The sequence below is a fragment of the Pseudomonas sp. BIGb0176 genome, assembly GCF_024810175.1.
Lineage (GTDB): Bacteria > Pseudomonadota > Gammaproteobacteria > Pseudomonadales > Pseudomonadaceae > Aquipseudomonas > Aquipseudomonas protegens.
On sequence record NZ_JANUEC010000001.1, the window covers coordinates 1,015,524 to 1,039,779 of the forward strand.

General features: G+C 64.4%; 22 protein-coding genes. 13 read left to right on the forward strand and 9 right to left on the reverse strand.

What is annotated here, in order from left to right:
• Window position 1 precedes the first annotated feature (1 nt).
• From M2395_RS04400 to gloB, 4 genes are all read right to left on the reverse strand, one after another.
• Window positions 2-1,855 carry an extracellular solute-binding protein gene (locus M2395_RS04400; protein WP_123430684.1) on the reverse strand — a complete coding sequence of 618 codons (1,854 nt, stop codon included), beginning with the start codon at window positions 1,853-1,855 and terminating at the stop codon, window positions 2-4.
• Window positions 1,852-3,681: an extracellular solute-binding protein gene (locus M2395_RS04405; protein ID WP_123430685.1), complete on the reverse strand. Its 1,830-nt coding sequence runs from the start codon at window positions 3,679-3,681 to the stop codon at window positions 1,852-1,854. The genes M2395_RS04400 and M2395_RS04405 overlap by 4 nt, the downstream gene beginning before the upstream one ends.
• Before the next feature lie 171 nt (window positions 3,682-3,852).
• The gene (locus M2395_RS04410; RefSeq protein ID WP_015635820.1) at window positions 3,853-5,280 is read right to left on the reverse strand and encodes a LysM peptidoglycan-binding domain-containing protein; all 1,428 of its coding nucleotides are present in this window, start codon (window positions 5,278-5,280) and stop codon (window positions 3,853-3,855) included.
• Window positions 5,281-5,379: 99 nt separating this feature from the next.
• Complete coding sequence (gene gloB, locus M2395_RS04415; protein ID WP_123430686.1) at window positions 5,380-6,147, reverse strand: hydroxyacylglutathione hydrolase; 768 nt, start codon at window positions 6,145-6,147, stop codon at window positions 5,380-5,382.
• 65 nt (window positions 6,148-6,212) lie between these two features.
• Here gloB and M2395_RS04420 point away from each other — a divergent pair, with 65 nt between their 5' ends.
• Together M2395_RS04420 and rnhA are read left to right on the forward strand one after the other, a co-directional pair.
• A complete protein-coding gene (locus M2395_RS04420; protein WP_015635818.1) occupies window positions 6,213-6,971 on the forward strand; it encodes a methyltransferase domain-containing protein in 759 nt (252 codons plus the stop codon).
• Between the two features lie 109 nt (window positions 6,972-7,080).
• Window positions 7,081-7,533, forward strand: coding sequence for a ribonuclease HI (rnhA, locus tag M2395_RS04425; RefSeq protein ID WP_011061579.1), 453 nt, complete (start codon window positions 7,081-7,083; stop codon window positions 7,531-7,533).
• 16 nt (window positions 7,534-7,549) lie between these two features.
• Here the strand turns inward: rnhA and M2395_RS04430 are convergent, their stop codons facing one another.
• Both M2395_RS04430 and M2395_RS04435 read right to left on the reverse strand, forming a co-directional pair.
• Entirely contained in the window at window positions 7,550-8,500 is a 951-nt protein-coding gene (locus M2395_RS04430; RefSeq protein WP_123430687.1) for a glycerophosphodiester phosphodiesterase family protein, read from the reverse strand.
• Window positions 8,501-8,646: 146 nt separating this feature from the next.
• On the reverse strand, window positions 8,647-8,970 hold the full coding sequence (locus tag M2395_RS04435) for a DUF2388 domain-containing protein (RefSeq protein ID WP_077934210.1): 324 nt from the start codon (window positions 8,968-8,970) through the stop codon (window positions 8,647-8,649).
• A 195-nt stretch (window positions 8,971-9,165) separates the two neighbouring features.
• On the opposite strand from M2395_RS04435, the gene dnaQ reads away from it, so the two are divergent.
• From dnaQ to M2395_RS04450, 3 genes are all read left to right on the forward strand, one after another.
• On the forward strand, window positions 9,166-9,915 hold the full coding sequence (gene dnaQ / locus M2395_RS04440) for a DNA polymerase III subunit epsilon (RefSeq protein ID WP_015635815.1): 750 nt from the start codon (window positions 9,166-9,168) through the stop codon (window positions 9,913-9,915).
• Window positions 9,916-10,214: 299 nt separating this feature from the next.
• Window positions 10,215-12,470 (forward strand): arginine/lysine/ornithine decarboxylase, encoded by a 2,256-nt coding sequence (locus M2395_RS04445; protein WP_015635813.1) that lies wholly within the window; start codon window positions 10,215-10,217, stop codon window positions 12,468-12,470.
• A 14-nt stretch (window positions 12,471-12,484) separates the two neighbouring features.
• Window positions 12,485-13,072 carry a GNAT family N-acetyltransferase gene (locus tag M2395_RS04450; RefSeq protein ID WP_015635812.1) on the forward strand — a complete coding sequence of 196 codons (588 nt, stop codon included), beginning with the start codon at window positions 12,485-12,487 and terminating at the stop codon, window positions 13,070-13,072.
• Here the strand turns inward: M2395_RS04450 and M2395_RS04455 are convergent.
• Together M2395_RS04455 and M2395_RS04460 are read right to left on the reverse strand one after the other, a co-directional pair.
• A complete protein-coding gene (locus M2395_RS04455; protein WP_123430688.1) occupies window positions 13,069-13,962 on the reverse strand; it encodes a LysR family transcriptional regulator in 894 nt (297 codons plus the stop codon). The two genes, M2395_RS04450 and M2395_RS04455, sit on opposite strands and share 4 nt — an antisense overlap.
• 93 nt (window positions 13,963-14,055) lie before the next feature.
• Window positions 14,056-14,292 carry a hypothetical protein gene (locus tag M2395_RS04460; protein ID WP_011061572.1) on the reverse strand — a complete coding sequence of 79 codons (237 nt, stop codon included), beginning with the start codon at window positions 14,290-14,292 and terminating at the stop codon, window positions 14,056-14,058.
• Window positions 14,293-14,520: 228 nt separating this feature from the next.
• On the opposite strand from M2395_RS04460, the gene M2395_RS04465 reads away from it, so the two are divergent.
• Window positions 14,521-15,078 carry an NADPH-dependent FMN reductase gene (locus tag M2395_RS04465; protein ID WP_011061571.1) on the forward strand — a complete coding sequence of 186 codons (558 nt, stop codon included), beginning with the start codon at window positions 14,521-14,523 and terminating at the stop codon, window positions 15,076-15,078.
• Window positions 15,079-15,191: 113 nt separating this feature from the next.
• The gene (locus M2395_RS04470; RefSeq protein ID WP_011061570.1) at window positions 15,192-16,478 is read left to right on the forward strand and encodes an arsenic transporter; all 1,287 of its coding nucleotides are present in this window, start codon (window positions 15,192-15,194) and stop codon (window positions 16,476-16,478) included.
• Between the two features lie 58 nt (window positions 16,479-16,536).
• On the opposite strand, the gene M2395_RS04475 is transcribed toward M2395_RS04470, so the two are convergent.
• Complete coding sequence (locus tag M2395_RS04475) at window positions 16,537-17,490, reverse strand: DUF1853 family protein (RefSeq protein ID WP_015635810.1); 954 nt, start codon at window positions 17,488-17,490, stop codon at window positions 16,537-16,539.
• A gap of 162 nt (window positions 17,491-17,652) precedes the next feature.
• Between M2395_RS04475 and M2395_RS04480 the strand changes: the two genes are divergently transcribed.
• From M2395_RS04480 to pepN, 6 genes are read left to right on the forward strand one after another with little or no spacing between them, the layout of a single operon-like run.
• A complete protein-coding gene (locus M2395_RS04480; protein ID WP_007920913.1) occupies window positions 17,653-18,543 on the forward strand; it encodes an NAD(+) kinase in 891 nt (296 codons plus the stop codon).
• Window positions 18,540-19,514: a metallophosphoesterase gene (locus M2395_RS04485; RefSeq protein WP_169891843.1), complete on the forward strand. Its 975-nt coding sequence runs from the start codon at window positions 18,540-18,542 to the stop codon at window positions 19,512-19,514. Before M2395_RS04480 ends, M2395_RS04485 begins: the two co-directional genes overlap by 4 nt.
• A complete protein-coding gene (locus M2395_RS04490) occupies window positions 19,511-20,377 on the forward strand; it encodes a rhomboid family intramembrane serine protease (protein WP_041118467.1) in 867 nt (288 codons plus the stop codon). Before M2395_RS04485 ends, M2395_RS04490 begins: the two co-directional genes overlap by 4 nt.
• Window positions 20,378-20,392: 15 nt before the next feature.
• Window positions 20,393-20,653 carry a YeaC family protein gene (locus M2395_RS04495; RefSeq protein ID WP_011061566.1) on the forward strand — a complete coding sequence of 87 codons (261 nt, stop codon included), beginning with the start codon at window positions 20,393-20,395 and terminating at the stop codon, window positions 20,651-20,653.
• Window positions 20,650-21,480 carry a DUF2797 domain-containing protein gene (locus M2395_RS04500; protein WP_019092921.1) on the forward strand — a complete coding sequence of 277 codons (831 nt, stop codon included), beginning with the start codon at window positions 20,650-20,652 and terminating at the stop codon, window positions 21,478-21,480. The genes M2395_RS04495 and M2395_RS04500 overlap by 4 nt, the downstream gene beginning before the upstream one ends.
• 12 nt (window positions 21,481-21,492) lie before the next feature.
• Window positions 21,493-24,150, forward strand: a complete 2,658-nt coding sequence (gene pepN, locus M2395_RS04505) for an aminopeptidase N (RefSeq protein ID WP_015635807.1) — start codon at window positions 21,493-21,495, stop codon at window positions 24,148-24,150.
• The last annotated feature ends 106 nt before the right edge of the window (window positions 24,151-24,256 follow it).

The following is a 24,256-nucleotide window of genomic DNA, read 5'->3' on the forward strand; positions in this document are numbered from 1 at the left end:
GTCAGTACACCGCTTCGGCCGGGGCCGCCTGGTTGTCCGGGGTCGGTTCAACGGCCGGCTTGGCACCGGGCTTGATCCACCAGGTGTTGACGCCGATGTCGTACTTGGGCGCGACCTTGGGGTGGCCGATATGGTCCCAGTAGGCCACGCGCCAGGTCTTGATGTGCCAGTTGGGAATCACGTAGTAGCCCCATTGCAGGACCCGGTCCAGGGCCTTGGCGTGGGCCACCAGGCTGGCGCGGGAATCGGCGTTGATCAGGTTTTCCACCAGGCTGTCGATGGCCGGGTCCTTGAGGCCGATGTAGTTGCGGCTGCCGGGCTTGTCGGCACTGGAGGACATCCAGAACTCGCGCTGCTCGTTACCCGGGGAGTTGGACTGGGGGAAGCTGCCGACGATCATGTCGAAGTCCCGCGAGCGCACCCGGGTGATGTACTGGGACACGTCGACCCGGCGGATCACCAGGTCGATGCCCAGGTCGGCCAGGTTGCGCTTGAACGGCAGCAGTACGCGCTCGAACTCGGTCTGGGCCAGCAGGAACTCGATCACCACCGGCTTGCCCTGGGCGTCGACCATCTTGTCGTCGACGATGCGCCAGCCGGCTTCCTGCAACAGCTGGTAGGCCTGGCGCTGCTGGGCGCGGATCATCCCGCTGCCGTCGCACACCGAAGGGGAGAAGGCCTGGTCGAATACCTGCGGGGGGATCTTGCCCCGCAGCGGTTCGAGGATGGCCAGTTCCTCGGGCCCCGGCAGGCCGGTGGCGGCCATTTCCGAGTTCTCGAAGTAGCTGCGGGTGCGGGTGTAGGCACCGTTGAACAGCTGCTTGTTGCTCCACTCGAAGTCCAGCAGCAGGCTCAGCGCGTGACGCACTCGCACGTCCTGGAACATCGGCCTGCGGGTGTTGAAGACAAAACCCTGCATGCCGGTGGGGTTGCCGTTGGCGATCTGCTCCTTGATCAGGCGGCCCTGGGCCACGGCCGGAATGTTGTAGGCGTTGGCCCAGTTCTTCGCGCTCATTTCCAGCCAGTAGTCGAACTGGCCGGCCTTGAGCGCTTCCAGGGCCACGGTGTTGTCGCGGTAGTAGTCGCTGGTGATCACGTCGAAATTGTAGAAGCCGCGGTTGAGCGGCAGGTCCTTGGCCCAATAGTCCTTGACCCGCTCGTAGCGGATCGAGCGCCCGGCCTTGACCTCGGTGACCTTGTAAGGGCCGCTGCCCAGGGGAATCTCCAGGTTGCTCTTGGCAAAGTCGCGGCTTTGCCACCAGTGCTTGGGCAGGATCGTCAGCTGGCCGAGGATCAGCGGCAGCTCGCGGTTGTTGGTGTGCTTGAACTTGAACAGCACCCGCTGCGGGTCTTCGGCGATCACCTGGTCGACGTCAGCGTAGTAGCCGCGGTACAGCGGCGAGCCGGCGCTCATCAGGGTCTGGAAGCTGAACACCACGTCTTCGGCGTGGATCGGCTGGCCGTCGTTGAAGCGCGCCTCGGGGCGCAGATAGAAGCGCACCCAGCTGTTGTCCGGGGCCTTCTCGATCTTGCTGGCCACCAGGCCGTACTCGGTGAACGGCTCATCCAGGCTCTGGGCCATCAGGGTGTCGTAGACCAGGCCGATGTTTAGCTCCGGCACGCCCTTGCTGATGAACGGGTTGAGGCTGTCGAAGCTGCCGAAGCCGGCCATGCGGAAGGTGCCGCCCTTGGGCGCGTCGGGATTGACGAAGTCGAAGTGCTGGAAGTTCGCCGGGTATTTCGGCGCTTCGTTGTACAGGGTCACGGCGTGTTGCGGCGCAGCCTGGGCATAGCAGGCGATGGCGCTGAACAACAGGCCGCTGGTGCGCAGGAGCAGGGCACGCAGGGGCATCATTGGGCGTTCTCCATGGACTTCAGCCACCAGGCGCCGAGGCCCAGGGTGTAGGGCGGCGTGGTGACGAAGGCGAACCGGTTACGGTAGGCCAGGCGGTGATAGTTGAGGTACCAGTTGGGAATCATGTAGTGCTGCCACAGCAGCACCCGATCCAGGGCCCGGCCCGCGGCCAGTTGGTCGTCGCGGGTCTGGGCGGCCAGCAGCTGTTCCAGCAGGTGATCGACCACCGGGTTGTTGATGCCTGCGTAGTTCTTGCTGCCCTTGACCGAGACCTGGCTGGAGTGGAAGTACTGCCATTGCTCCAGGCCCGGGCTCAGGGTCTGGTTGAGGGTCATGAGGATCATGTCGTAGTCGAACTGGTCCAGGCGCTGCTTGTATTGCGCCCGGTCCACGGTGCGCAGGCGGGCGTCGATGCCGATGCTCGCGAGGTTCTCCACGTAGGGCTGGAGAATCCGTTCCAGGTTGGGGTTGACCAGCATCAGTTCGAAGCGCAGCGGTTGCCCGGCACTGTTCTGCAGGCGCTGGCCATTGAGCTTCCAGCCCGCCTCGCCGAGCAGCCCCAGGGCCTTGCGCAGGGTGTCACGAGGGATGCCGCGGCCGTCGGTGCGCGGCAGGCTGAAGGCCTGGCTGAACAGGCTGGCGGGTAGTTGCTCGCGGTAGGGCGAGAGCAGCAGCCATTCATGGCCCTGCGGTACCCCGGTGGCGGAGAACTCGCTGTTGGGGTAGTAGCTCAGGGCGCGCTGGTAGGCGCCGCTGAACAGGGTGCGGTTGGTCCACTCGAAGTCGAACATCATGCCCAGCGCCTCGCGCACCCGCACGTCGGCGAAAGTGGTACGGCGGGTGTTCATGAACAGGCCCTGGGTCTGGGTCGGGATCTGGTGCGCCACCTGGGCCTTGATCACCTCACCGCGGTTGACCGCCGGGAAGTTGTAGCCGTTGGCCCAGTTCTTGGCCTGGTGCTCGATATAGATGTCGAACTCGCCGGCCTTGAAGGCTTCGAAGGCCACGTCGCTGTCCCGGTAGAACTCCACTTCGACCCGGTCGAAGTTGTTGAAGCCGCGGTTGACTGGCAGGTCCTTGCCCCAGTAGTCCTTGACCCGTTCGAACACCAGCTGGCGCCCGGGCTGTACCTGGGTGATGCGGTACGGGCCGCTGCCCAGGGGCGGGGTGAAGGTGGTGGCCTTGAAGTCGCGATCCTTCCAGTAATGCTGAGGCAGCACCGGCAGTTCGCCCAGGCGCAGGATCAGCAAGGGGTTGCCGGCACGCTTGAACACGAAGCGGATGCGCTGCGGGCCGAGGATATCCACCCGCTGCACTTCCTGCAGGTTGGTGCGGTATTGCGGGTGGCCTTCCTTGAGCAACAGGCGATAGGAGAACGCCACATCGTAGGCGGTGATCGGCTTGCCATCGTGAAAGCGTGCTTCGGGGCGCAGGTTGAACACCACCCAGCTGCGGTCCTCGGCGTATTCCACCGAGCGGGCGATCAGGCCGTAGCTGGAAGTCGGCTCATCACCGGAAGGCGCATACAGGCCGGTGCCCACCATCAAGGGTTCGTTGAGCTCGTTGACCCCGTATTGCAGGAAATTCGGCGTGGCGACCGGGCTGGTGCCCTTGAAGGTGTAGGGGTTGAGGGTGTCGAAGGTGCCAAAGGCCATGACCCGCAAGGTGCCGCCTTTGGGCGCAGCGGGGTTGACCCAATCGAAATGGGTGAACTTTGCCGGGTATTTGAGCGTGCCAAACTGCGCGTAACCGTGACTTTCGGTGATCGTCGCGCTTGCGGGAAAGCTCAAGGCCAGGCTGATGAAGAGCAGGAGCAGGGGACGCATCGAGACAGAGATCCGATCCAGGCGGCTTGGGCTTTGTGCTCCGTACAGTAACAGCTTGTATCAGCAGGAAAAAGCTCGCTGGCGCGCGCTTCGTGCAATTGAAATTTCCTGTAGGAGCCGGCTTGCCGGCGAAGGCTGTTCGCCGGCAAGCCGGCTCCTACAGGGCAGATTTCAGTGCGGCAGGTACACCGTCAGCATCTGGCCGGGCTTGAGGGCCTGGGCCGCGCGGGGGTTCCAGCGCTTGAGGTGCTGCATCTCGACATTGAAGCGCTTGGCCACCATGTACAGCGAGTCGCCCTGCTTGACCTTGTACTGAGTCGACTTCTTCTTGTTGCTGGCCAGGCTGGTTTTCTTGCTGGCCACCTTGCGGGTGTCCTGCATCACCAGCGTCTGGCCGACCTTGAGGTTCTTGCCGCTGAGCTTGTTCCAGCGCTGCAGGTCCTGGACGTTGACCTTGTTGGCCTTGGCAATGAGGGTCAGGTTGTCGCCATTCTTGACCCGGTAGATGCGCTTGGCCCGCAGCGAATCACGCCCTTCGTCGCGGTCGAAGACCGGTTTGAGGGAGCGCTTGCTGATCAGTTCTTCGGGTTTCATGGTGGACAGGCTGGTGGTCAGCAACTGTGCCTTGGAAGTCGGCACCAGCAGGTGCTGGGGGCCGTCGATGGTGGTGCGCTGCTTGAACGCCGGGTTGAGCTGGAACAGCTCGTCCTCGTCGATGTTGGCCACCGCCGCGACCTTGGACAGGTCCATGCGCTGGTTGATCTCCACCACCTGGAAGTAGGGTTCGTTGGCGATCGGGTTGAGGTTCACGCCGTAGGCCTGTGGGGCCAGCACCACCTGGGACAGGGCCAGCAGCTTGGGCACATAGGCCTGAGTCTCGGCCGGCAGCGGCAGGTTCCAGTAGTCGGTGGGCAGGCCGAGCTTTTCATTGCGCTCGATGGCCCGGCTCACCGTGCCTTCACCGGCGTTGTAGGCGGCCAGTGCCAGCAGCCAGTCGCCGTTGAACATGTCGTGCAGGCGGCTCAGGTAGTCCATGGCCGCGGTGGTGGACGCGGTGATGTCGCGGCGGCCATCGTAGAAGCGGGTCTGGCGCAGGTTGAAGTAGCGCCCGGTGGCCGGGACGAACTGCCACAGCCCCACCGCATCGGCCCGGGAATAGGCCAGGGGGTTGTAGGCGCTTTCGATGACCGGCAGCAGGGCCAGTTCCAGCGGCATGTTGCGCTCTTCGAGACGCTCGACGATGTAGTGGATATAAAGGCTGCCGCGCTCGCCGGCATTTTCCAGGAAGGAAGGGTTGCTGGCGAACCACAGGCGCTGCTGTTCAATACGCGGGTTGACGCCCAGGCCTTCTTGCAATTGGAACCCCTGGCGCATGCGTTCCCAGACGTCCTGGGGTACTTGCGGGCTGGGCTGGTTGCTCAGCCAGATGGGTTTCTGCTTGATGCGGGCGTTGAAATTCTGTGTGTGTGTCGCGTCGCTCTGCGGGGCATGGCCGGTGCTTTGGCAGCCCGCAAGAGTCGCTGACACAGCTACCGCGATGGCCTGGGCCAAGCGCGTCAATGCGTCTGAACTGATGGAATAACGAATAGATGACGACATTGGCTGGAAGTAAGTTCCGGGCAAAAATGTCGGGCGATTCTAGAAAGCACCCGGGGTGCGGTCAACCATTCAGAATTTTTGTACCAATCGATAGCCTGCTTAGAACTTATCTTTCCAAGCCCTCAGAGCCGCAAAGACCGCACTCTGCGACTGGTTATCCTGGCCATTCCGTTCGTCCGCTTTTTGTTTAACGGATGTTTCACCGGTACGCAGGAACGGGTTGGTCAATTTCTCCAGGGCCAGGGTCGAGGGCAGGGTCATGCGCCCTTGCTCACGCATCTGCGTGACCTTCGCCAGGCGTTCGGCGATGTCCGGGTTGGCCGGTTCCACCGCCTGGGCAAAGCGCAGGTTGCTCAGGGTGTATTCGTGGGTGCAGTAGATCAGGGTGTCTTCCGGCAGCGCGGCGAGGCGGCCGAGGGAGTGGTGCATCTGCTCCGGGGTGCCCTCGAACAGCCGGCCACAACCGGCCGCGAACAGGGTATCGCCACAGAACAGCAGGCCATGGTGGTAGTAGGCGATATGCCCCAGGGTGTGGCCGGGCACGGCGAACACCTCGAACTCCCAGCCGAGGATGCTGACCCGCTGGTTGTCTTCGAGGCCGATGTCGCGGGCCGGGATCTTTTCCCGGGCCGGGCCATAGACCGTGGCCGCGCTGTGCTGCTTGAGGCGTTCGACGCCGCCGACGTGATCGTGGTGATGGTGGGTGATCAGGATGTCGCTGAGCACCCAGCCCGGGTGCTGTTCCAGCCAGGCCAGTACCGGCGCCGCATCCCCCGGATCGACGACTGCGCAGCGCTGGCTGCGATGATCTTGTAACAACCAGATGTAGTTATCGGTGAAGGCGGGCAGGGCACTGATCTGTATCATCTTCGGATTCGCCAAGCGGAAAACAATGGCGCATCTTAGAGCTTCTTGGCGTGTTGGAGAATGCAATGACCGATAAAGCCTTCGCTCAGGCAGATCCCGACTGGCTGGCCCTGATCAGTGCGGCCCGGGAGTGGCTGTCCGGCCCCCTGGGGCAATTTCTGCTGGATGAAGAGCGGCGCATGCTCGAAGAGGAGCTGGGGCGTTTCTTCGGTGGCTACCTGGTGCACTACGGGCCCTCGGCGCAAACCCCGCCGGCGGCGCCCCAGGTGCAACGCAACGTGCGTCTCGGCGCGCCCTTGCCCGGGGTGGAGATCGTCTGCGAGGAGCAGGCCTGGCCCCTGAGCGAGCACGCCGCCGATGTGGTGGTGCTGCAGCACGGCCTGGATTTCTGCCTGTCGCCCCATGGCCTGCTGCGCGAGGCGGCCAGCAGCGTGCGCCCTGGGGGGCATCTGCTGATTGTCGGCATCAACCCCTGGAGCACCTGGGGCCTGCGCCATGTGTTCGCCCATGATGCGTTGCGCCTGGCCCGCTGCATCTCCCCGTCGCGGGTCGGCGACTGGCTCAACCTGCTGGGCTTCGCGCTGGAGAAACGCCGCTTCGGGTGCTATCGTCCGCCGCTTGCTTCAACGGCATGGCAGGCGCGGCTGGCCGGCTGGGAGCGCAGGGCCGGGCACTGGCAACTGTCCGGCGGCGGCTTCTACCTGTTGGTGGCGCGCAAGATCGCCGTGGGCCTGCGCCCGGTGCGCCAGGTGCGGCGCGAGCCGATGGGCAAGCTGGTACCGCTGCCCATGGCCAAGGTCAACCGCCGCAACAGCGAGCCTTGATGAACTGTTGAAACCCTCTTTTTATACACTCCCGGCCGGCGTAGCCCGGCCCTGGGCCCGGTCGATGGCGGTCGGCGGGCCAATGGCAATTTTCTGATGGAAGGCGTGGATGAGCGATAGCGTAGAAATCTTTACCGACGGTGCCTGCAAGGGCAATCCCGGCCCCGGTGGCTGGGGCGCGCTGCTGGTGTGCAAGGGCGTCGAAAAGGAGCTCTGGGGCGGCGAAGCCAACACCACCAATAACCGCATGGAGCTGATGGCGGCGATCCGCGGCCTGGAAGAGCTCAAGCGCCAGTGCGATGTGCAACTGGTCACCGACTCGCAGTATGTGATGAAGGGCATCAACGAGTGGATGGCCAACTGGAAGAAGCGCGGCTGGAAGACCGCCGCCAAGGAGCCGGTGAAGAATGCCGACCTGTGGCAGCAGCTCGACGAACAGGTCAACCGCCACAACGTCACCTGGAAATGGGTGCGCGGCCACACCGGCCATCACGGCAACGAGCGGGCCGACCAGTTGGCCAACCGCGGTGTCGACGAGGTCCGCGGCTACAAGCAGCCCTGATGCCCTGAGCGGCCAATCAGCGACAAGGCAGCGGCCGTTCGAGCCGCTGCTTCATTTCCCCCATCGCACGGGGCGAATCCACCAGCACCGCATCCATCTTCAGGCAAGTGGCCGCCTGGTAGTCCTCGGCCGTATTGATGCCGATCGCCAGCATCCGCACCTTGCCCCGTGACTGAAAGCAATCCACCGCAGCGGGCGTCCACAGCCGGGCATCGACCTGGGAGCGCGCCTCGCCCAGGGTAAAGGTCTCGACCAGTTGCACCGGGCGCCGGTACTCGAAAGCCACCCAACTGCCGGGTGCAGGTGGTGCGTTGCAGTGGTGGGCGAGGGCGACGCTGGCCAGCCGGTCCCGGGTACTGTCCCTGGATTCGAACAGCCGGGCCTGGGGATAGGGCGCGAAAGCCTGCTGGTAGCTGGCATCGGTGGAATAGATCAGCACCCGGTTCCAGGCGTGCAGCTGTTCCAGCAAGCGGGCGACGGCCTGGGCCTGGGGGGCAGCCGGCAGGGCCTTCATGTCGAGAATCACCGGCACCCACTCGGGGATCGCCATCAGCGCCTGACGCAACGACGGCAGGCTCACCGGCTGGGCGCGATAGGGAAAGCTCACCTGGCCATCGGCTGCTGTCTGCTTGAAATTCCACCCGGCATTGAGTGCCTGCAACTGCGCCAGGGTGTGCTGGTTGACTGCGCCTGTGGCCTGGGTATTGGCGCTCAGGTCGGCCGGTCGGTACAGCACCGGTACGCCATCGCGGCTGAGCTGCACCGTCAGCCAGAGCATGTCGACGTTATTGCGCAGGGCGTTGTCGATGGCCAGCAGGGTGTTCTCGGGAAAGTCCGCGGCGCCGCCGCGATGGGCAACGATCAGCGGCCGTTGTCGGCTGTCGCTGTCGGTGTGCGCAAGGGAAGAGCAGCCACTGATGCAGGCCAAGGCCAGCAGCAGTGGGAGCATCTGTCGAGTCTTGAGCATGGGAGGGCGGTTCCTGTGGGGTGAGTGCAACGCCGGGTATCAGCACCCGCGCGCCTGGGTGAGGCCGCACGGTAACGCAATAGCCTTGTTCGCATAAAGGAACGGCTGGGGCGCGCGATGAATTAGCTGCGGATGCGCCTGGGGGCTTAGAGCGCAAGCATGGCGCTGGCCAGTTGCAGGTCGCTACAGGGCGGGGCGCCGAGCACCTGGCGAATGTGCATCAGGGCGGCTTCCAACCGGGCGCCACGGATCTCGCCGGCGCTGGCCACGAAGGCCGCGGCATCGCTCTGGGCGGCGAGCACAAGTTTGTCGTCCTTGAATGAGCTGCTGGCTTTGGAGCTGCCCTCGGTTGAGCTCAGGGTCAGGCTCATGCTGATGTCGGTGCTGATCACCAGGGCGCTGGCCTGGACGAGGTCGGCGAACAGGCAGGCGCAGAGCACGCAGGCCAGTCGGGTTTTGCTGGGGGTCATGGCAGGGCTGGGTCCGGCGGAAAATATCGTCGGGCACCCTAGCGCTTTGCGTTGCAACGAACTGCAGCAGCTTTGCTAAGGATTGTTAAAAACTGCACAGGCTGGGGCTGATGAATCCGCCATGGGTGTCCTGCCGCCAGAGCGTGCTAAAATCCCGCGCTTTGAAACACTTCCACCGTTGAGAACTGACCCCTGATGGCCAACAGATCTGTTGTACTCGATACCGAAACCACCGGCATGCCGGTGACCGACGGCCACCGGATCATTGAAATCGGTTGCGTCGAGTTGATCGGTCGGCGCCTGACCGGCCGGCACTTCCACGTTTACCTGCAACCGGATCGCGAGAGCGATGAGGGCGCCATCGGCGTCCACGGCATCACCAACGAATTCCTGGTGGGCAAGCCGCGTTTCGCCGAAGTCGCCGACGAGTTCTTCGACTTCATCCAGGGCGCGCAGCTGATCATCCACAACGCGGCGTTCGACGTTGGCTTCATCAACAACGAATTCGCCTTGATGGGCCAGCACGAACGGGCCGACATCACCCAGCACTGCACCATCCTCGACACCCTGATGATGGCCCGCGAGCGGCACCCGGGGCAGCGCAACAGCCTCGACGCCCTGTGCAAACGCTACGGCGTCGACAACTCCGGCCGTGAACTGCACGGCGCCTTGCTCGACTCGGAGATCCTGGCCGACGTCTACCTGACCATGACCGGTGGCCAGACCAGCCTGTCCCTGGCAGGCAATGCCTCGGACGGCAACGGCTCTGGCGAGGGGGCCGGCCAGGCTTCGGAAATCCGCCGCTTGCCGGCCGATCGCCCGCGCGGGCGGATCATCCAGGCCAGCGAGGCCGAACTGGCCGAGCACCAGGTGCGCCTGGAAATCATCGCCAAGTCCGCCGGCGCCCCGGCCCTCTGGACCCAGTTGCTCGAAACCCAGCAGTAAGCCTTTGCTGTAGCCGCTGCCGCAGGCGGCTAACGGCGCCGTAGGAGGCGCCGCGATATTGAGGGCCGCAGGGGCCTGGCGGGAGATCGCCAGGCAAGGCCCTTCGGTCCTTTTCGCAGCTTCGCAGGCTCAGCAGCGGCTACAGGCGTGACTGGGGCGTGTCTGGGAATGGACCGGCAATTGTTCCAGAGCGACGTTTTGTTACACCCAGCCCATGCCTGGGGTGACACGAAGCGTGCGCAGCTTCTACCCTGAGTTGATTGGCGGGGCCTGCCCGCCGTTTCAGGACACTGAGCCCCATGTATAAAGACCTGCAGTTTCCGATCCTGATCGTGCATCGCGACATCAAGGCCGATACGGTCGCGGGGGACCGGGTCAGGGGGATCGCCCGGGAACTGGAAAAGGACGGGTTCAGCATCTTTTCTGCGGTGGACTATGCCGAAGGGCGGCTGGTGGCTTCGACCCATCACGGCCTGGCCTGCATGTTGATCGCCGCCGAAGGGGCCGGGGAAAACAAGCACCTGTTGCAGAACATGGTGGAACTGATCCGCCTGGCGCGGGTACGTGCGCCGCTGCTGCCGATCTTTGCCCTGGGCGAGCAGGTGACCCTGGAAAACGCCCCCGCCGACGCCATGAGCGAACTCAACCAGCTGCGGGGCATTCTCTACCTGTTCGAGGACACGGTGCCGTTCCTGGCCCGGCAAGTGGCCCGGGCCGCGCGGGGCTACCTGGATGGCTTGCTGCCACCGTTCTTCAAGGCCCTGGTACAGCACACCGCCGACTCCAACTATTCCTGGCACACCCCGGGGCACGGCGGTGGCGTGGCCTATCGCAAGAGCCCGGTGGGGCAGGCGTTTCACCAGTTCTTTGGCGAGAACACCTTGCGTTCGGACCTGTCGGTGTCGGTCCCGGAGCTGGGGTCGCTGCTGGATCACACCGGCCCGCTGGCGGAAGCCGAGGCTCGTGCCGCGCGCAACTTTGGCGCCGATCACACCTTTTTCGTGATCAATGGCACCTCCACCGCCAACAAGATCGTCTGGCATTCCATGGTCGGTCGCGATGACCTGGTGCTGGTGGACCGCAACTGCCACAAGTCGGTGCTGCACTCGATCATCATGACCGGGGCCATTCCCCTGTACCTGTGCCCGGAGCGCAACGAACTGGGGATCATCGGGCCGATTCCCCTGAGCGAGTTCAGCGCCGAGTCGATCCAGGCCAAGATCGATGCCAGCCCGCTGACCCGCGGCCGGCCGCCCAGGGTCAAGCTGGCGGTGGTCACCAACTCCACTTATGACGGCCTGTGCTACAACGCCGAGCTGATCAAGCAGAGCCTGGGCAACAGTGTCGAGGTGCTGCACTTCGACGAAGCCTGGTACGCCTATGCGGCCTTTCATGAGTTCTTCGCCGGGCGCTACGGCATGGGCACGTCCCGCAGCGCCGACAGCCCGCTGGTGTTCACCACCCATTCCACCCACAAGCTGCTGGCGGCCTTCAGCCAGGCCTCGATGATTCACGTGCAGGATGGCGGCGCCCGGCAACTGGACCGCGACCGCTTCAACGAAGCCTTCATGATGCATATCTCCACCTCGCCGCAGTACAGCATCATCGCCTCGCTGGACGTGGCTTCGGCGATGATGGAAGGGCCGGCAGGGCGCTCGCTGCTGCAGGAAATGTTCGACGAGGCCCTGAGCTTTCGCCGGGCCCTGGCCAACCTGCGGCAGAACATCGCCGCCGATGACTGGTGGTTCTCGGTGTGGCAACCGGAGCGGGTCGAGGGCATCGACCAGGTGCGCACCGAGGACTGGCTGCTGGAACCTGAGGGCGAGTGGCACGGTTTTGCCGGGGTCACCGATGACTATGTGCTGCTGGACCCGATCAAGGTGACCCTGGTCATGCCCGGCCTGACCGCGGGCGGCGCCCTGAGCGAGCACGGGATCCCGGCGGCGGTGGTCAGCAAGTTTCTCTGGGAGCGCGGGCTGGTGGTGGAAAAGACCGGGCTCTATTCGTTCCTGGTGCTGTTCTCCATGGGCATCACCAAGGGCAAGTGGAGCACGCTGCTCACCGAACTGCTGGAGTTCAAACGCAACTACGACGCCAATGTCAGCCTGGCCAGCTGCCTGCCCAGCGTGGCCGGGCAGGACCCGCAGCGCTACCAGGGCATGGGCCTGCAGGACCTGTGCGACCAGTTGCACGCCTGCTACCGCAGCAACGCCACGGCCAAGCACCTCAAGCGCATGTACACGGTGCTGCCGGAGGTGGCCATGAAGCCTGCCGATGCCTATGACCATCTGGTGCGGGGCGAGGTCGAGGCGGTTTCCATCGATCAGTTGCAGGGGCGTATCGCTGCGGTGATGCTGGTGCCCTATCCGCCGGGCATTCCGCTGATCATGCCGGGCGAGCGTTTCACCGATTCCACCCGTTCGATCATCGATTACCTGGCCTTCGCCCGGGCCTTTGACAGCAGCTTCCCGGGGTTTGTCGCCGATGTGCACGGGCTGCAGCATGACGATCTGGGCGACGGGCGCCAGTACACCGTCGATTGCATCAAGGCATGAGGAGTTTCCCGGCCATGCAACCTGTTGTGAATCCCCGTTATCCGGGCCTGGCGGTGCGAGTCGCCGATGAGGGCTTTGCCGCTTATATCTGGGGCAGCGACTTCAGCTTCGAGGTCAGCGCCTATGCCGTGGCCGAACGCGAAGTGCCGGTGGCGGACTGGGCCCTGCGACGGATCGTGCCCTATCGCAAATGCTATGGCATCGACCCGGAGGAGTTCAGCAGCTACCGCAATGCCGCGGACAGCGAGATCTTCATGGCCTATCTGGACGACCAGCCGGTGGGCCATGTGGTGGTCAGCACCAACTGGAACGGTTACGCCCATATCGATGAGCTGGCGGTGCATGCGCCGGCGCGGCGCCACGGGGTAGCCAGGGCGCTGCTGGATGTGGCGCAGTTCTGGAGTCGCAGGAAAAAACTGCCGGGGATGATGCTGGAAACCCAGAACAACAACCTGGGGGCCTGCCGCCTCTACGAGCAATGCGGCTATGTGGTAGGGGGCGTGGACCACCTGCGTTACCGCGGTATCGACCCGCAGACCGCCGAGGTGGCGATCTTCTGGTACCGGCTGTTCGCCAATGAGCTGGAGGGGCCGGCGCTTTAACCTGCCAGCAGGGCCTCGGCCTGTTCCGTGAGCAGCTCCAGCAGGGCAGTGGTCAGCGGCGAGCTGTCGCTGCCGTGGCGCCGCAAGGCGTACAGCGTGACGCTGATGGGGGGCGACAGCGGGCACACATCGAGCCCGGCGCTGCGGGCGCCGACGGCGGTGAAGGGGTCGACGATGGCCAGACCTTCGCCAGCTTCCACCAGGCTGCGCATCATCTGATAGGTCTGCACCCGGGTCTGGATCACCGGGCTGGGGCGCAGGTTCTGCAATTTGCTGGCGAGCATCACGCTCAGCGGGTCCTGGCCCTCCAGGCCGACCATGGCCTGGCCGGCCAGATCCTGCAGGGCGACGTATTTCTGCTTGGGTTGCAGCCAGCCGTGGGGCGCCAGGAGAAACAGCTTGCCCTGGGCCAGGGCCTGGCTGTGGATGTCCGGGTGCTGCGGATCGTGCAGGCTCAGGCCCAGATCGCAGTCACGCAGCAGCAGGCTGTGGACCATGTCCCGGGTGCTTTGGCCGAGCAGGCTGCAAGGGGTGTCGGCGAAGCGCCGGCGCAGGGCGGCGATGCACTGGGGTAGCAGTTGCTGAACCAGCGGCGGGATGCCGACGAGGCGCAGCGGTGGCGCCTGGTGGAACCTCAGGCTGTCGGCCAGGCGCTGCACGGGCTCGAAAGCGTCATACACCCGGGTGATGGCTCCCTGCAGCTCCCGGGCTTCACGGGTGGCCTGCAAACGGCCGCGAACACTGGCGAACAGCATGAAGCCCAATTGGCTCTCGGCGTCGCGCAGCAGGGCCTCGACCTCGGCCACCGAAAGTTGCAGCAGTTCGGCGGCAGTGCCCAGGTGAGCGGTTTGCAGGAGCGCCTGAATCACTTCGATATGACGTAAACGCATGCTTGAAGTCCATCTCCAGCCGTCGAGGGGTCAAGCAACGAATCCTAACCCAAGTATGGCGACACAACAGCTGGCGATGATGCTCGCGAAGAATCACTGAGCTACATAGGTCTCGGGCTCGCGCACGATGGTTACATCCGACTGCACCAGCAGGAACTGGTTGTCATCGAGTTTCTTGACCCGGTCGCCGATGGCCAGGCGGTAGGTGGTCACGGGCTCCGATCCGGCCGCGCCGTCCTCCGGGGGCATGGATTCCTGGAATTCGTGCACTGAGTACACCCGTCCCTCGGCATCTCTTGCATGGAATTGTCCGACAAGTACTGCTGCCATTCTTTAGAGCCTCTGGAGATAAAACACGCAAATTCGGTGGTGTAGACCCGGTGTCCCCAGGGGAAGTTTTACCCCGGGAAAAAAATAATCCGCTACCGGTGCCAGCCTCGTTATCGCGGGCTCGCTGGCAACAGGCCATGGCTTGGGAATTATCGGGGTGGGGTAGCAGACATCACCTCGGGTCATCTATAACTAACACCTTCTTTACGCCAACGGTTGGAAACTCCCATGAGCAATGTCTACAAGGTCGCAGTACTGGTCGGCAGCCTGAGAAAGCAGTCCCTGAACCGCAAGGTCGCCCTGGCCCTGGCCGAGCTGGCGCCTGCCAGCCTCCAGCTGGACATCGTCGAGATCGGTGACCTGCCGCTCTACAACGAAGACATCGATGCCACGCCACCGGCGGCCTACACCCGTTTTCGCGAACAGATCAGCGGCGCCGACGCGGTGCTGTTCGTTACCCCGGAATACAACCGCTCGGTACCGGCGGCGCTGAAAAATGCCATCGACGTCGGCTCGCGGCCCTACGGTAAAAGTGCCTGGAGCGGCAAGCCGGGGGCGGTGATCAGCGTTTCTCCGGGGGCCATTGGCGGTTTTGGCGCCAACCACCACCTGCGCCAGTCCCTGGTGTTCCTCAATGTGCCCTGCATGCAGCAGCCCGAGGCCTACCTGGGTGGCGCTGGCTCGGCATTCGACGAGGCCGGCAAACTGTCCGAAGCAACCCGGCCGTTCCTGCAGGGCTTCATCAACGCCTACGGGCAGTGGGTCGAGCAGCAACGCAAGGCCTGATTCCCCACCATTCCCTGCTGTCGCAGGAGCCGGCTTGCCGGCGAAGAGGCCCTTGAGTCCCGTGGGGCGCCTTCGCCGGCAAGCCGGCTCCTGCATACTCAAGACCCTCTCTCATGTTGATTGCCGTATCGATTTTCCTGCTGACCATTACCTTGGTGATCTGGCAGCCCAAGGGCCTGGGCGTTGGCTGGAGCGCCGTGTTCGGCGCAACCCTGGCGCTGTTGTTCGGGGTGGTGCAATGGGCGGATATCCCGGTGGTCTGGCAGATCATCTGGAATGCCACCGGTACCTTTGTCGCGCTGATCATCATCAGCCTGCTGCTGGACGAGGCCGGGTTCTTTGCCTGGGCCGCGCTGCATGTGGCGCGCTGGGGGCGAGGGCGGGGCAGGCGGCTGTTTGCCTTCATGGTATTGCTGGGGGCGCTGGTCTCGGCGCTGTTCGCCAATGACGGCGCCGCGCTGATCCTGACCCCCATCGTCATTTCCATGCTCCTGGCCTTGCGCTTTTCACCGGCCACGACCCTGGCCTTTGTCATGGGCGCGGGGTTCATTGCCGACACCGCGAGCCTGCCGCTGGTGGTTTCGAACCTGGTGAACATCGTCTCCGCGGACTTCTTCAAGATTGGCTTCAACCGTTATGCGCTGGTGATGCTGCCGGTCAACCTGGTGAGCGTGGCTGCCACCCTGGTGGTGCTGCTGTGGTTCTTCCGCCGCGATATCCCGCTGGATTACGACCCCCGACAACTGGCCGAGCCCGCCAGCGCCATCCATGACCGGGCGACCTTCATGGCCGGCTGGTGGGTGTTGCTGATCCTGCTGCTGGGCTGTTTTGCCCTGGAGCCGCTGGGCATTCCCATCAGCGCTATTTCCGCGGTGTGCGCGGCGCTGCTGCTGGCGATTGCCGCCCGCGGGCACCGGATCTCCACGCGCAAGGTGCTCAGGGAAGCGCCCTGGCAGATCGTGATTTTTTCCCTGGGCATGTACCTGGTGGTGTACGGCCTGCGCAATGCCGGGCTCACGGCGTACCTGGCCGGCTGGCTGGATGCCTTTGCCGGCGGCGGGATCTGGGGCGCGGCCCTGGGCACCGGGTTGCTCACGGCGGGCTTGTCATCGCTGATGAACAATCTGCCGACAGTGCTGATCGGCGCCTTGTCCATCGATGCCAGCCAGGCCACTGGGGTGGTCAAGGACGCGATGATCTACGCCAACGTCATCGGCAGCGACCTGGGGCCGAAGATCACCCCCATCGGCAGCCTGGCGACCCTGCTCTGGCTGCATGTACTGGAGCGCAAGGGTATTCACATTGGCTGGGGGTACTACTTCCGGGTCGGCATCGTGCTGACGCTGCCGGTGTTGCTGGCGACCCTGGCGGCCCTGGCGCTGCGCCTGTCTCTGATGTAGGCGCCGGCTTGCCGCATAGGGGCGTCTTCGCCGGCAAGTCCGCTCCTGCGGCTGATTGTCAGGAGGGCTGCGGGGGGACGTGGGGCCAGAGATCGGCCACCAGGAACAGGCGTTCGGCTTCTTCCCAGCCGCCTTCAGGGGTTTGCTCCAGGCGTACCAGCAACTGCGCCGGGGCCTGGGGGGCAAGTTCCGCCAGCCATTGCTGCAGTTGCGTGGCGGTCCAGGCCTGCTCGGCCGGGTAGTGGGCCGGCGCCAGCCAGGCGTGGCGGGGCAGGGGCTGCCAGCGCCCCGGGGCGCTCTGGGCGAAAAATGCCGGCCAGTCGCGCTGATGCAGCCAGCGCCCGCACAGGTGTTGCGGGTGGGCGCCCTGGGGCGGTTCGGCGCGACCCGGCCAGGGGTACAGCAGGTAGCCCCCCAGCCACAGGTGCGCGCTGAACTGGTGGATATCCAGTGCCGCCAGGGCTTCGCGGCTTTCGTCCCGGGCGGAAATCGGCAGTTGGTGCCCATCCAGGTGCGCCAGCTTGCGGTCCAGGCGGTCATGGCAGCCGGGGCCCAGCCATTGGGCGCTGTCCTGGCCATTGCCGGCCTGGGGGCCCAGGTACAGCTTGATCGCCAGTTCCAGGTGGTGCACGCCGTCACGGTCGCGCAGCAGCATGTCCAGTTCACCCAGGGTGTGGCCGCCGCGGCGGATTGGCAGGTTGGCCGCCAGCAGCTCGACCCCGGGGGCGTGGCGGACGGCAAATTGCCAGAGGCGTTCGTAATACAGGCCCAGGCGCCGGGTCGGGCCTTCGGCCAGCCACTGGCGCAGGGCGCGGCTGTCCAGGTCCTGGCAGCGCAGCCAGTGGGCCAGCAGTTGCGGCGCCTGGACCCAGTCGCTGCCGGCGAGCGGGTGGCGCTGCGGCCAGGGCGTGTGGCTGAGCATCGGCGGCGCGAGGATGACCCAGGCGAGGTCGCGGACTTCAGGTTGACGCAACTGGCGGGGAAGGCCGAGCAGATCAGGGAACAGGAGCATCTTGCGAGCATAGACGCAAACCCGGGCCGATCGCGATAAATGCGTGCCACTCGCAGTTGCGGCAGGGCTGGCTAAGCCCGTGTGGCTGAAAGGATTTTGTCTAACGCCGGGTTTCGCCCATAATCCTCCGTTTCGCCCGTACCCGAACCCCGCAGGAGCCCCATGGAGCAATTTCGCAATATCGGCATTATCGGTCGCCTGGGCAGTTCCCAGGTGCTGGACACAGTTCGCCGACTGAAAAAGTTTCTGCTGGCGCGGCACCTGCACGTGATCCTTGAGGACACCATCGCCGAAGTGCTGCCCGGCCACGGCCTGCAGACTTCCTCGCGCAAGTTGCTGGGCGAGGTCTGCGACATGGTCATCGTGGTCGGTGGCGACGGCAGCCTGCTGGGCGCCGCCCGGGCCCTGGCCCGGCACAACATCCCGGTGCTGGGGATCAACCGCGGCAGCCTGGGCTTTCTCACCGACATCCGCCCCGACGAGCTGGAGGTCAAGGTCGCCGAGGTGCTGGACGGCCACTACCTGGTAGAGAACCGCTTCCTGCTGCAGGCCGAGGTGCGCCGCCATGCCGAGGCCATCGGCCAGGGCGATGCGCTGAACGATGTGGTGCTGCACCCGGGCAAGTCGACGCGGATGATCGAGTTCGAGATCTACATCGACGGCCAGTTCGTCTGCAGCCAGAAGGCCGACGGCCTGATCGTCGCCACGCCCACCGGTTCCACGGCCTACGCCCTGTCCGCCGGCGGGCCGATCATGCATCCCAAGCTGGATGCCATTGTGATTGTGCCGATGTACCCCCATACCTTGTCGGGAAGACCGATCGTGGTCGATGGCAACAGCGAGCTGAAAATCGTCGTGTCCAAAGATATGCAGATCTATCCGCAAGTTTCCTGTGACGGGCAGAACCATTTCACCTGTGCCCCGGGCGACACCATCACGGTCAGCAAGAAGGCGCAAAAACTGCGCCTGATCCACCCGCTGGACCACAACTACTACGAGGTCTGCCGGACCAAACTCGGCTGGGGCAGCCGGCTGGGCGGTGGAGGCGACTGATGCTCGATCCCGCGCGTAGCTACGACCTGATCGGTGACGTGCACGGTTGCGCCCTGACCCTGGAGCACTTGCTGGATCGGCTCGGTTATCACAAGCAGGCCGGCGTCTGGCGGCACCCGTCGCGCATGGCGGTGTTCCTCGGCGATATCATCGACCGCGGCCCGCGTATCCGTGAGTCCCTGCACATCGTCCACGACATGGTCGAGGCCGGTCAGGCCCTGTGCATCATGGGCAACCACGAGTTCAATGCCCTGGGCTGGAGCACTCCGGCGGCCGAAGGCAGCGGCAAGCAGTTCGTGCGCGAGCACACCCCGCGCCATGCCCGGCTGATCCACGAGACCCTGACCCAGTTCGAACAGCACCCGGGTGACTGGCACGATTTCCTGCAGTGGTTCTATGAATTGCCGCTGTTCGTCGACGCCGGCCGTTTCCGTGTGGTGCACGCCTGCTGGGATGCCGGCCTGATCGCGCCGCTGCGCCAGCAGTACCCCAACGGCTGCATCGACCGCGAGTTCCTGCAGTCCGCGGCCGTTCCCGACAGCTTTGCCTGTACCGCCTTCGACCGCCTGCTGCGGGGCACCGACATGCGCCTGCCCCATGGCCTGACCATGACCAGCGGCGACGGCCTGACCCGCGCCTTCTTCCGTACCAAGTTCTGGGAAGACGACCCGCAGACCTACGGCGACATCGTGTTCCAGCCCGACGCCTTGCCCGAGCCTGTGGCCCGCACGCCGTTGTCCCCGGCCGAGAAGAACAGCCTGCTGCGTTATGGCGCCGAGGAACCGATGCTGTTCGTCGGGCACTACTGGCGCAGCGGCAAGCCGGCGCCGATCCGTCCCAACCTGGCGTGCCTGGACTACAGCGCGGTGCTCTACGGCAAGCTCGCCGCGTATCGGCTGGACCAGGAAACCCGCCTGGATCCGAATAAATTTGTCTGGGTCGACGTTGAACGGCCCGAGGTAGTGCGATGAGTGCGGTAGCGGTATTGCGCCTGCCCCTGGCGACGGACCTGAGCGGCTTCGTCAAGCTGCTGCAACGCATGCAGGTGCCTCACCGGGTCAGCGAGGAGGCGGGGGAGCAGGTGCTCTGGGTGCCGGAATCCATCAGCGAGGACGTGCGTGGCCTGTACCAGCGCTTTCCCCAGGGCGACCCCGATCAGCAACTGGACATTCCCCAGGCCAGTGCCCCGGCGCGCCCCGGCTTCGTCCAGCAACTGCGCAGCAGCCCGGTCACCGCGCTGATCCTGCTCTTGAGCCTGGCGGTATGCGGTATCACCTTGCTCGGCGACAACCTGCAGACCCTGAGCTGGTTCACCTTCCTCGAGTTCCGCGTGGTTGGCGACTACATCCAGTTCAGCTCCCTGGCCGACAGCCTGGCAGCGGGACAGTGGTGGCGCCTGGTGACGCCGATGCTGATCCACTTCGGCTTCCTGCATATCGCCATGAACGGCATGTGGTACTGGGAGCTGGGGCGGCGCATCGAAATGCGCCAGGGCGGCATCAACCTGCTGGGCCTGACCCTGCTGTTCAGCCTGGTGTCGAATTACGCGCAGTACTACTTCAGCGGGCCGACCCTGTTCGGCGGCCTGTCCGGGGTGCTCTACGGCCTGCTCGGGCATTGCTGGATCTATCAATTGCTGGCCCCCAACCCCATCTACCGCCTGCCCCGGGGCGTGCTGGTGATGATGCTGGTGTGGCTGCTGCTGTGCCTGTCCGGGCTGGTCTCGATGATCGGTTTCGGTGAAATCGCCAACGCCGCCCACGTTGGCGGGTTGCTTATCGGATGCCTCACCGGCCTGTTGGGCGGCTTGTATAGCCGCCGACGGGCCCTTTAAACGCTGGAGTCTTGTATGTCGTCCTTTGTTGAAATGATCGAAAACATCACCCCCGAGATCTACCAGAGCCTGAAACTGGCGGTAGAGATCGGCAAATGGTCCGATGGCCGCAAGCTCACCGCCGAACAGCGTGAACTGTCCCTGCAGGCGATGATCGCCTGGGAAATGCAGAATCTGCCCGAGGATCAACGTACCGGCTACATGGGCCCGCAGGAATGCGCCTCGAAGTCGGCGCCGGTGCCGAACATCCTGTTCAAGTCGGATGCCATCCATTGATCGAGATTGGCCGCGGCTCCATCAGTAAAATGTCGGCGCGCCTTGACGGGTCGAACGTTGAATACGCTTTTCGCCTGGGCGACAGCGAGGTACCGGTCAACCCCTTGATCGGCACCACAGTGCGCCTGGAATACCTGGGTGCGATCCATTGCAGCCATTGCGGGCGCAAGACCAAGACCAGCTTCAGCCAGGGCTACTGCTACCCGTGCATGACCAAGCTGGCCCAGTGCGATATCTGCATCATGAGCCCGGAACGCTGCCACTACGACGCCGGTACTTGCCGCGATCCGTCATGGGGCGAGCAGTTCTGCATGACCGACCACGTGGTCTACCTGGCCAACTCGTCGGGGATCAAGGTCGGCATCACCCGCGCCACCCAACTGCCGACCCGCTGGCTCGACCAGGGGGCCAGCCAGGCGCTGCCGATCATGCGCGTGGCGACCCGCCAGCAATCGGGCTTCGTCGAAGACCTGTTCCGTTCCCAGGTGGCCGACAAGACCAACTGGCGCGCCTTGCTCAAGGGTGATGCCCAGGCAGTGGACCTGGTGGCAGTGCGCGAGCAGCTGTTCGCCGCCTGCGCCGAGGGCCTGTTGGCCCTGCAGGAGCGTTTCGGCCTGCAGGCGATCCAGCCGGTGACCGATATCGAGCCTCTGGAAATCCGCTATCCGGTCGTGGAGTATCCGACCAAGATCGTCAGCTTCAACCTGGACAAGAATCCGATCGCCGAAGGCACGTTGCTGGGGATCAAGGGCCAGTACCTGATCTTCGACACCGGCGTGATCAACATTCGCAAATACACGGCGTACCAGCTCGCCGTGCATCAGTAGAAGGAATTCGTCATGCGCACCGACCAACCGAAGATGATCTACCTGAAGGACTATCAGGCCCCCGAGTACCTGATCGACGAGACCCACCTGACCTTCGAGTTGTTCGAGGACCACAGCCTGGTCCATGCGCAGCTGGTGATGCGTCGCAACCCGGCCCGGGGCGCCGGCCTGCCGCCCCTGGTGCTGGACGGCCAGCAACTGGAGTTGCTGTCGGTGAGCCTGTCCGATCAGGCCCTGAGTGCCAGCGACTACCAGTTGGACGACAGCCACCTGACCCTGCACCCGACCAGCGCCAGTTTCACCCTGGACACCAGCGTGCGCATCCACCCGGAAAGCAACACCGCCCTGGAAGGCCTGTACAAGTCCAGTGGCATGTTCTGCACCCAGTGCGAGGCCGAGGGCTTTCGCAAGATCACCTATTACCTCGACCGCCCGGACGTGATGAGCAAGTTCACCACCACCGTGGTCGCCGAGCAGCACAGCTACCCGGTGCTGCTGTCCAACGGCAACCCGATCGCCAGCGGCCCGGGAGAAGACGGCCGGCACTGGGCGACCTGGGAAGACCCGTTCATGAAACCGGCCTACCTGTTCGCCCTGGTGGCCGGAGACCTGTGGTGCGTGGAAGACAGCTTCCGCACCCAGAGCGGTCGCGACGTGGCGCTGCGCATCTATGTCGAGCCGGAAAACATCGACAAGTGCCAGCACGCGATGAACAGCCTCAAGAAGTCCATGCGCTGGGACGAAGAGACCTATGGCCGCGAGTACGACCTGGACATCTTCATGATCGTCGCGGTCAACGACTTCAACATGGGCGCCATGGAAAACAAGGGCCTGAACATCTTCAACTCCAGCGCCGTGCTGGCCCGTGCCGAAACCGCCACCGACGCCGCGCACCAGCGGGTCGAGGCCATCGTTGCCCACGAATACTTCCATAACTGGTCGGGCAACCGGGTGACCTGCCGCGACTGGTTCCAGCTGTCGCTCAAGGAAGGTTTCACAGTGTTCCGCGACGCCGGTTTCTCCGCGGACATGAACTCGGCCACGGTCAAGCGCATCCAGGACGTGGCGTACCTGCGGACCCACCAGTTCGCCGAAGACGCCGGCCCCATGGCCCACGCCGTGCGTCCGGAAAGCTTTATCGAGATCTCCAACTTCTACACCCTGACCGTGTACGAAAAGGGTTCGGAAGTTGTCGGCATGATCCACACCTTGCTCGGTGCCGAAGGCTTCCGTAAGGGCAGCGACCTGTACTTTGAGCGCCATGACGGCCAGGCCGTGACCTGCGACGACTTCGTCAAGGCCATGGAAGACGCCAACGGCGTCGATCTGACCCAGTTCAAGCGCTGGTACAGCCAGGCCGGTACGCCGCGGCTGGCGGTCAGCGAGTCCTACGACGCAGCGGCGAAAACCTACAGCCTGACCTTCCGCCAGAGCTGCCCGCAAACCCCGGACAAGGTCGAGAAACTGCCGTTCGTGATTCCGGTGGCCCTGGGCCTGCTCGATAGCACCGGTGCCGACATGGCCTTGCGCCTGGCGGGTGAAGCCGCCGCCCAGGGCTCGTCCCGCGTGTTGTCGGTGACCGAGGCCGAGCAGACCTTTACCTTCGTCGACATCGCCGAACATCCGCTGCCCTCGCTGCTGCGGGGTTTCTCGGCTCCGGTGAAGCTGAGCTTCCCCTACAACCGTGACCAGCTGATGTTCCTCATGCAGCACGACAGCGACGGTTTCAACCGCTGGGACGCCGGCCAGCAATTGTCGGTGCAGGTGTTGCAGGAACTGATCGCCCAGCACCAACAGGGCCGGGCGCTGGTGATGGACGAACGTCTGGTGGCTGCCCTGGGCACTGTGCTCGCCGATGACAGCCTGGATCAGGCCATGGTCGCCGAAATGCTGTCCCTGCCGGGCGAGGCCTACCTCACCGAGATCAGCGAAGTGGCGGATGTCGAGGCGATCCACGCGGCTCGCGAGTTTGCCCGTCAGCAACTGGCTGACAGTCTGTTCGATGCCCTGTGGAAGCGCTATCAGGCCAATCGGCAGGTGTCCAAGGCCACCGCCTACGTGGCCGAGTCCGAGCATTTTGCCCGTCGCGCGCTGCAGAACATCGCCCTGTCGTACCTGATGCTGACCCACAAGCCCGAGGTACTGGCTGCGGCCATCGAACAGTTCGACAGCGCCGACAACATGACCGAGCGCCTGACCGCCCTGGCAGTGCTGGTCAACTCGCCGTTCGAGGCCGAGAAGGCCAAGGCCCTAGAAGTATTCGCCGAGAACTTCAAGGACAACGCCCTGGTCATGGACCAATGGTTCAGCGTGCAGGCCGGCAGCCCGTTGCCCGGTGGCCTGGAGCGGGTCAAGGCACTGATGCAGCACCCGGCGTTCAACATCAAGAACCCGAACAAGGTGCGGGCGCTGGTGGGGGCGTTTGCCGGGCAGAACCTGATCAACTTCCACGCCGCCGATGGTTCGGGCTATCGCTTCCTGGCGGACCTGGTGATCCAGCTCAACGGCTTCAACCCGCAGATTGCCTCGCGGCAACTGGCGCCGCTGACTCGCTGGCGCAAATACGACAGTGCCCGCCAGGCACTGATGAAAGGCGAACTGGAGCGCATCCGCGCCTCCGGCGAGCTGTCCAGCGATGTGTTCGAGGTGGTGAGCAAAAGCCTCGCCTGAGGCTTGTATCGCCCCCGGCATCGCGTTCGCTGGCAAGCCAGCTCCTACGGACCCAAACCACCGCATACCCCCTCTGTAGGAGCCGGCTTGCCGGCGAAGAGGCCCT

What these genes read in the sequence shown, in the direction of transcription:
- M2395_RS04490 (WP_041118467.1), top strand. Translation starts at nt 19,511, where the DNA reads ATGAGTGCGGTAGCGGTATTGCGCCTGCCCCTGGCGACGGACCTGAGC.
- M2395_RS04400 (WP_123430684.1), bottom strand. Translation starts at nt 1,855, where the DNA reads ATGATGCCCCTGCGTGCCCTGCTCCTGCGCACCAGCGGCCTGTTGTTC.
- M2395_RS04480 (WP_007920913.1), top strand. Translation starts at nt 17,653, where the DNA reads ATGGAGCAATTTCGCAATATCGGCATTATCGGTCGCCTGGGCAGTTCC.
- M2395_RS04460 (WP_011061572.1), bottom strand. Translation starts at nt 14,292, where the DNA reads ATGGCAGCAGTACTTGTCGGACAATTCCATGCAAGAGATGCCGAGGGA.
- M2395_RS04430 (WP_123430687.1), bottom strand. Translation starts at nt 8,500, where the DNA reads ATGCTCAAGACTCGACAGATGCTCCCACTGCTGCTGGCCTTGGCCTGC.
- M2395_RS04410 (WP_015635820.1), bottom strand. Translation starts at nt 5,280, where the DNA reads ATGTCGTCATCTATTCGTTATTCCATCAGTTCAGACGCATTGACGCGC.
- M2395_RS04455 (WP_123430688.1), bottom strand. Translation starts at nt 13,962, where the DNA reads ATGCGTTTACGTCATATCGAAGTGATTCAGGCGCTCCTGCAAACCGCT.
- M2395_RS04420 (WP_015635818.1), top strand. Translation starts at nt 6,213, where the DNA reads ATGACCGATAAAGCCTTCGCTCAGGCAGATCCCGACTGGCTGGCCCTG.
- M2395_RS04445 (WP_015635813.1), top strand. Translation starts at nt 10,215, where the DNA reads ATGTATAAAGACCTGCAGTTTCCGATCCTGATCGTGCATCGCGACATC.
- M2395_RS04475 (WP_015635810.1), bottom strand. Translation starts at nt 17,490, where the DNA reads ATGCTCCTGTTCCCTGATCTGCTCGGCCTTCCCCGCCAGTTGCGTCAA.
- M2395_RS04450 (WP_015635812.1), top strand. Translation starts at nt 12,485, where the DNA reads ATGCAACCTGTTGTGAATCCCCGTTATCCGGGCCTGGCGGTGCGAGTC.
- M2395_RS04465 (WP_011061571.1), top strand. Translation starts at nt 14,521, where the DNA reads ATGAGCAATGTCTACAAGGTCGCAGTACTGGTCGGCAGCCTGAGAAAG.
- rnhA (WP_011061579.1), top strand. Translation starts at nt 7,081, where the DNA reads ATGAGCGATAGCGTAGAAATCTTTACCGACGGTGCCTGCAAGGGCAAT.
- gloB (WP_123430686.1), bottom strand. Translation starts at nt 6,147, where the DNA reads ATGATACAGATCAGTGCCCTGCCCGCCTTCACCGATAACTACATCTGG.
- M2395_RS04435 (WP_077934210.1), bottom strand. Translation starts at nt 8,970, where the DNA reads ATGACCCCCAGCAAAACCCGACTGGCCTGCGTGCTCTGCGCCTGCCTG.
- M2395_RS04470 (WP_011061570.1), top strand. Translation starts at nt 15,192, where the DNA reads ATGTTGATTGCCGTATCGATTTTCCTGCTGACCATTACCTTGGTGATC.
- pepN (WP_015635807.1), top strand. Translation starts at nt 21,493, where the DNA reads ATGCGCACCGACCAACCGAAGATGATCTACCTGAAGGACTATCAGGCC.
- M2395_RS04495 (WP_011061566.1), top strand. Translation starts at nt 20,393, where the DNA reads ATGTCGTCCTTTGTTGAAATGATCGAAAACATCACCCCCGAGATCTAC.
- dnaQ (WP_015635815.1), top strand. Translation starts at nt 9,166, where the DNA reads ATGGCCAACAGATCTGTTGTACTCGATACCGAAACCACCGGCATGCCG.
- M2395_RS04405 (WP_123430685.1), bottom strand. Translation starts at nt 3,681, where the DNA reads ATGCGTCCCCTGCTCCTGCTCTTCATCAGCCTGGCCTTGAGCTTTCCC.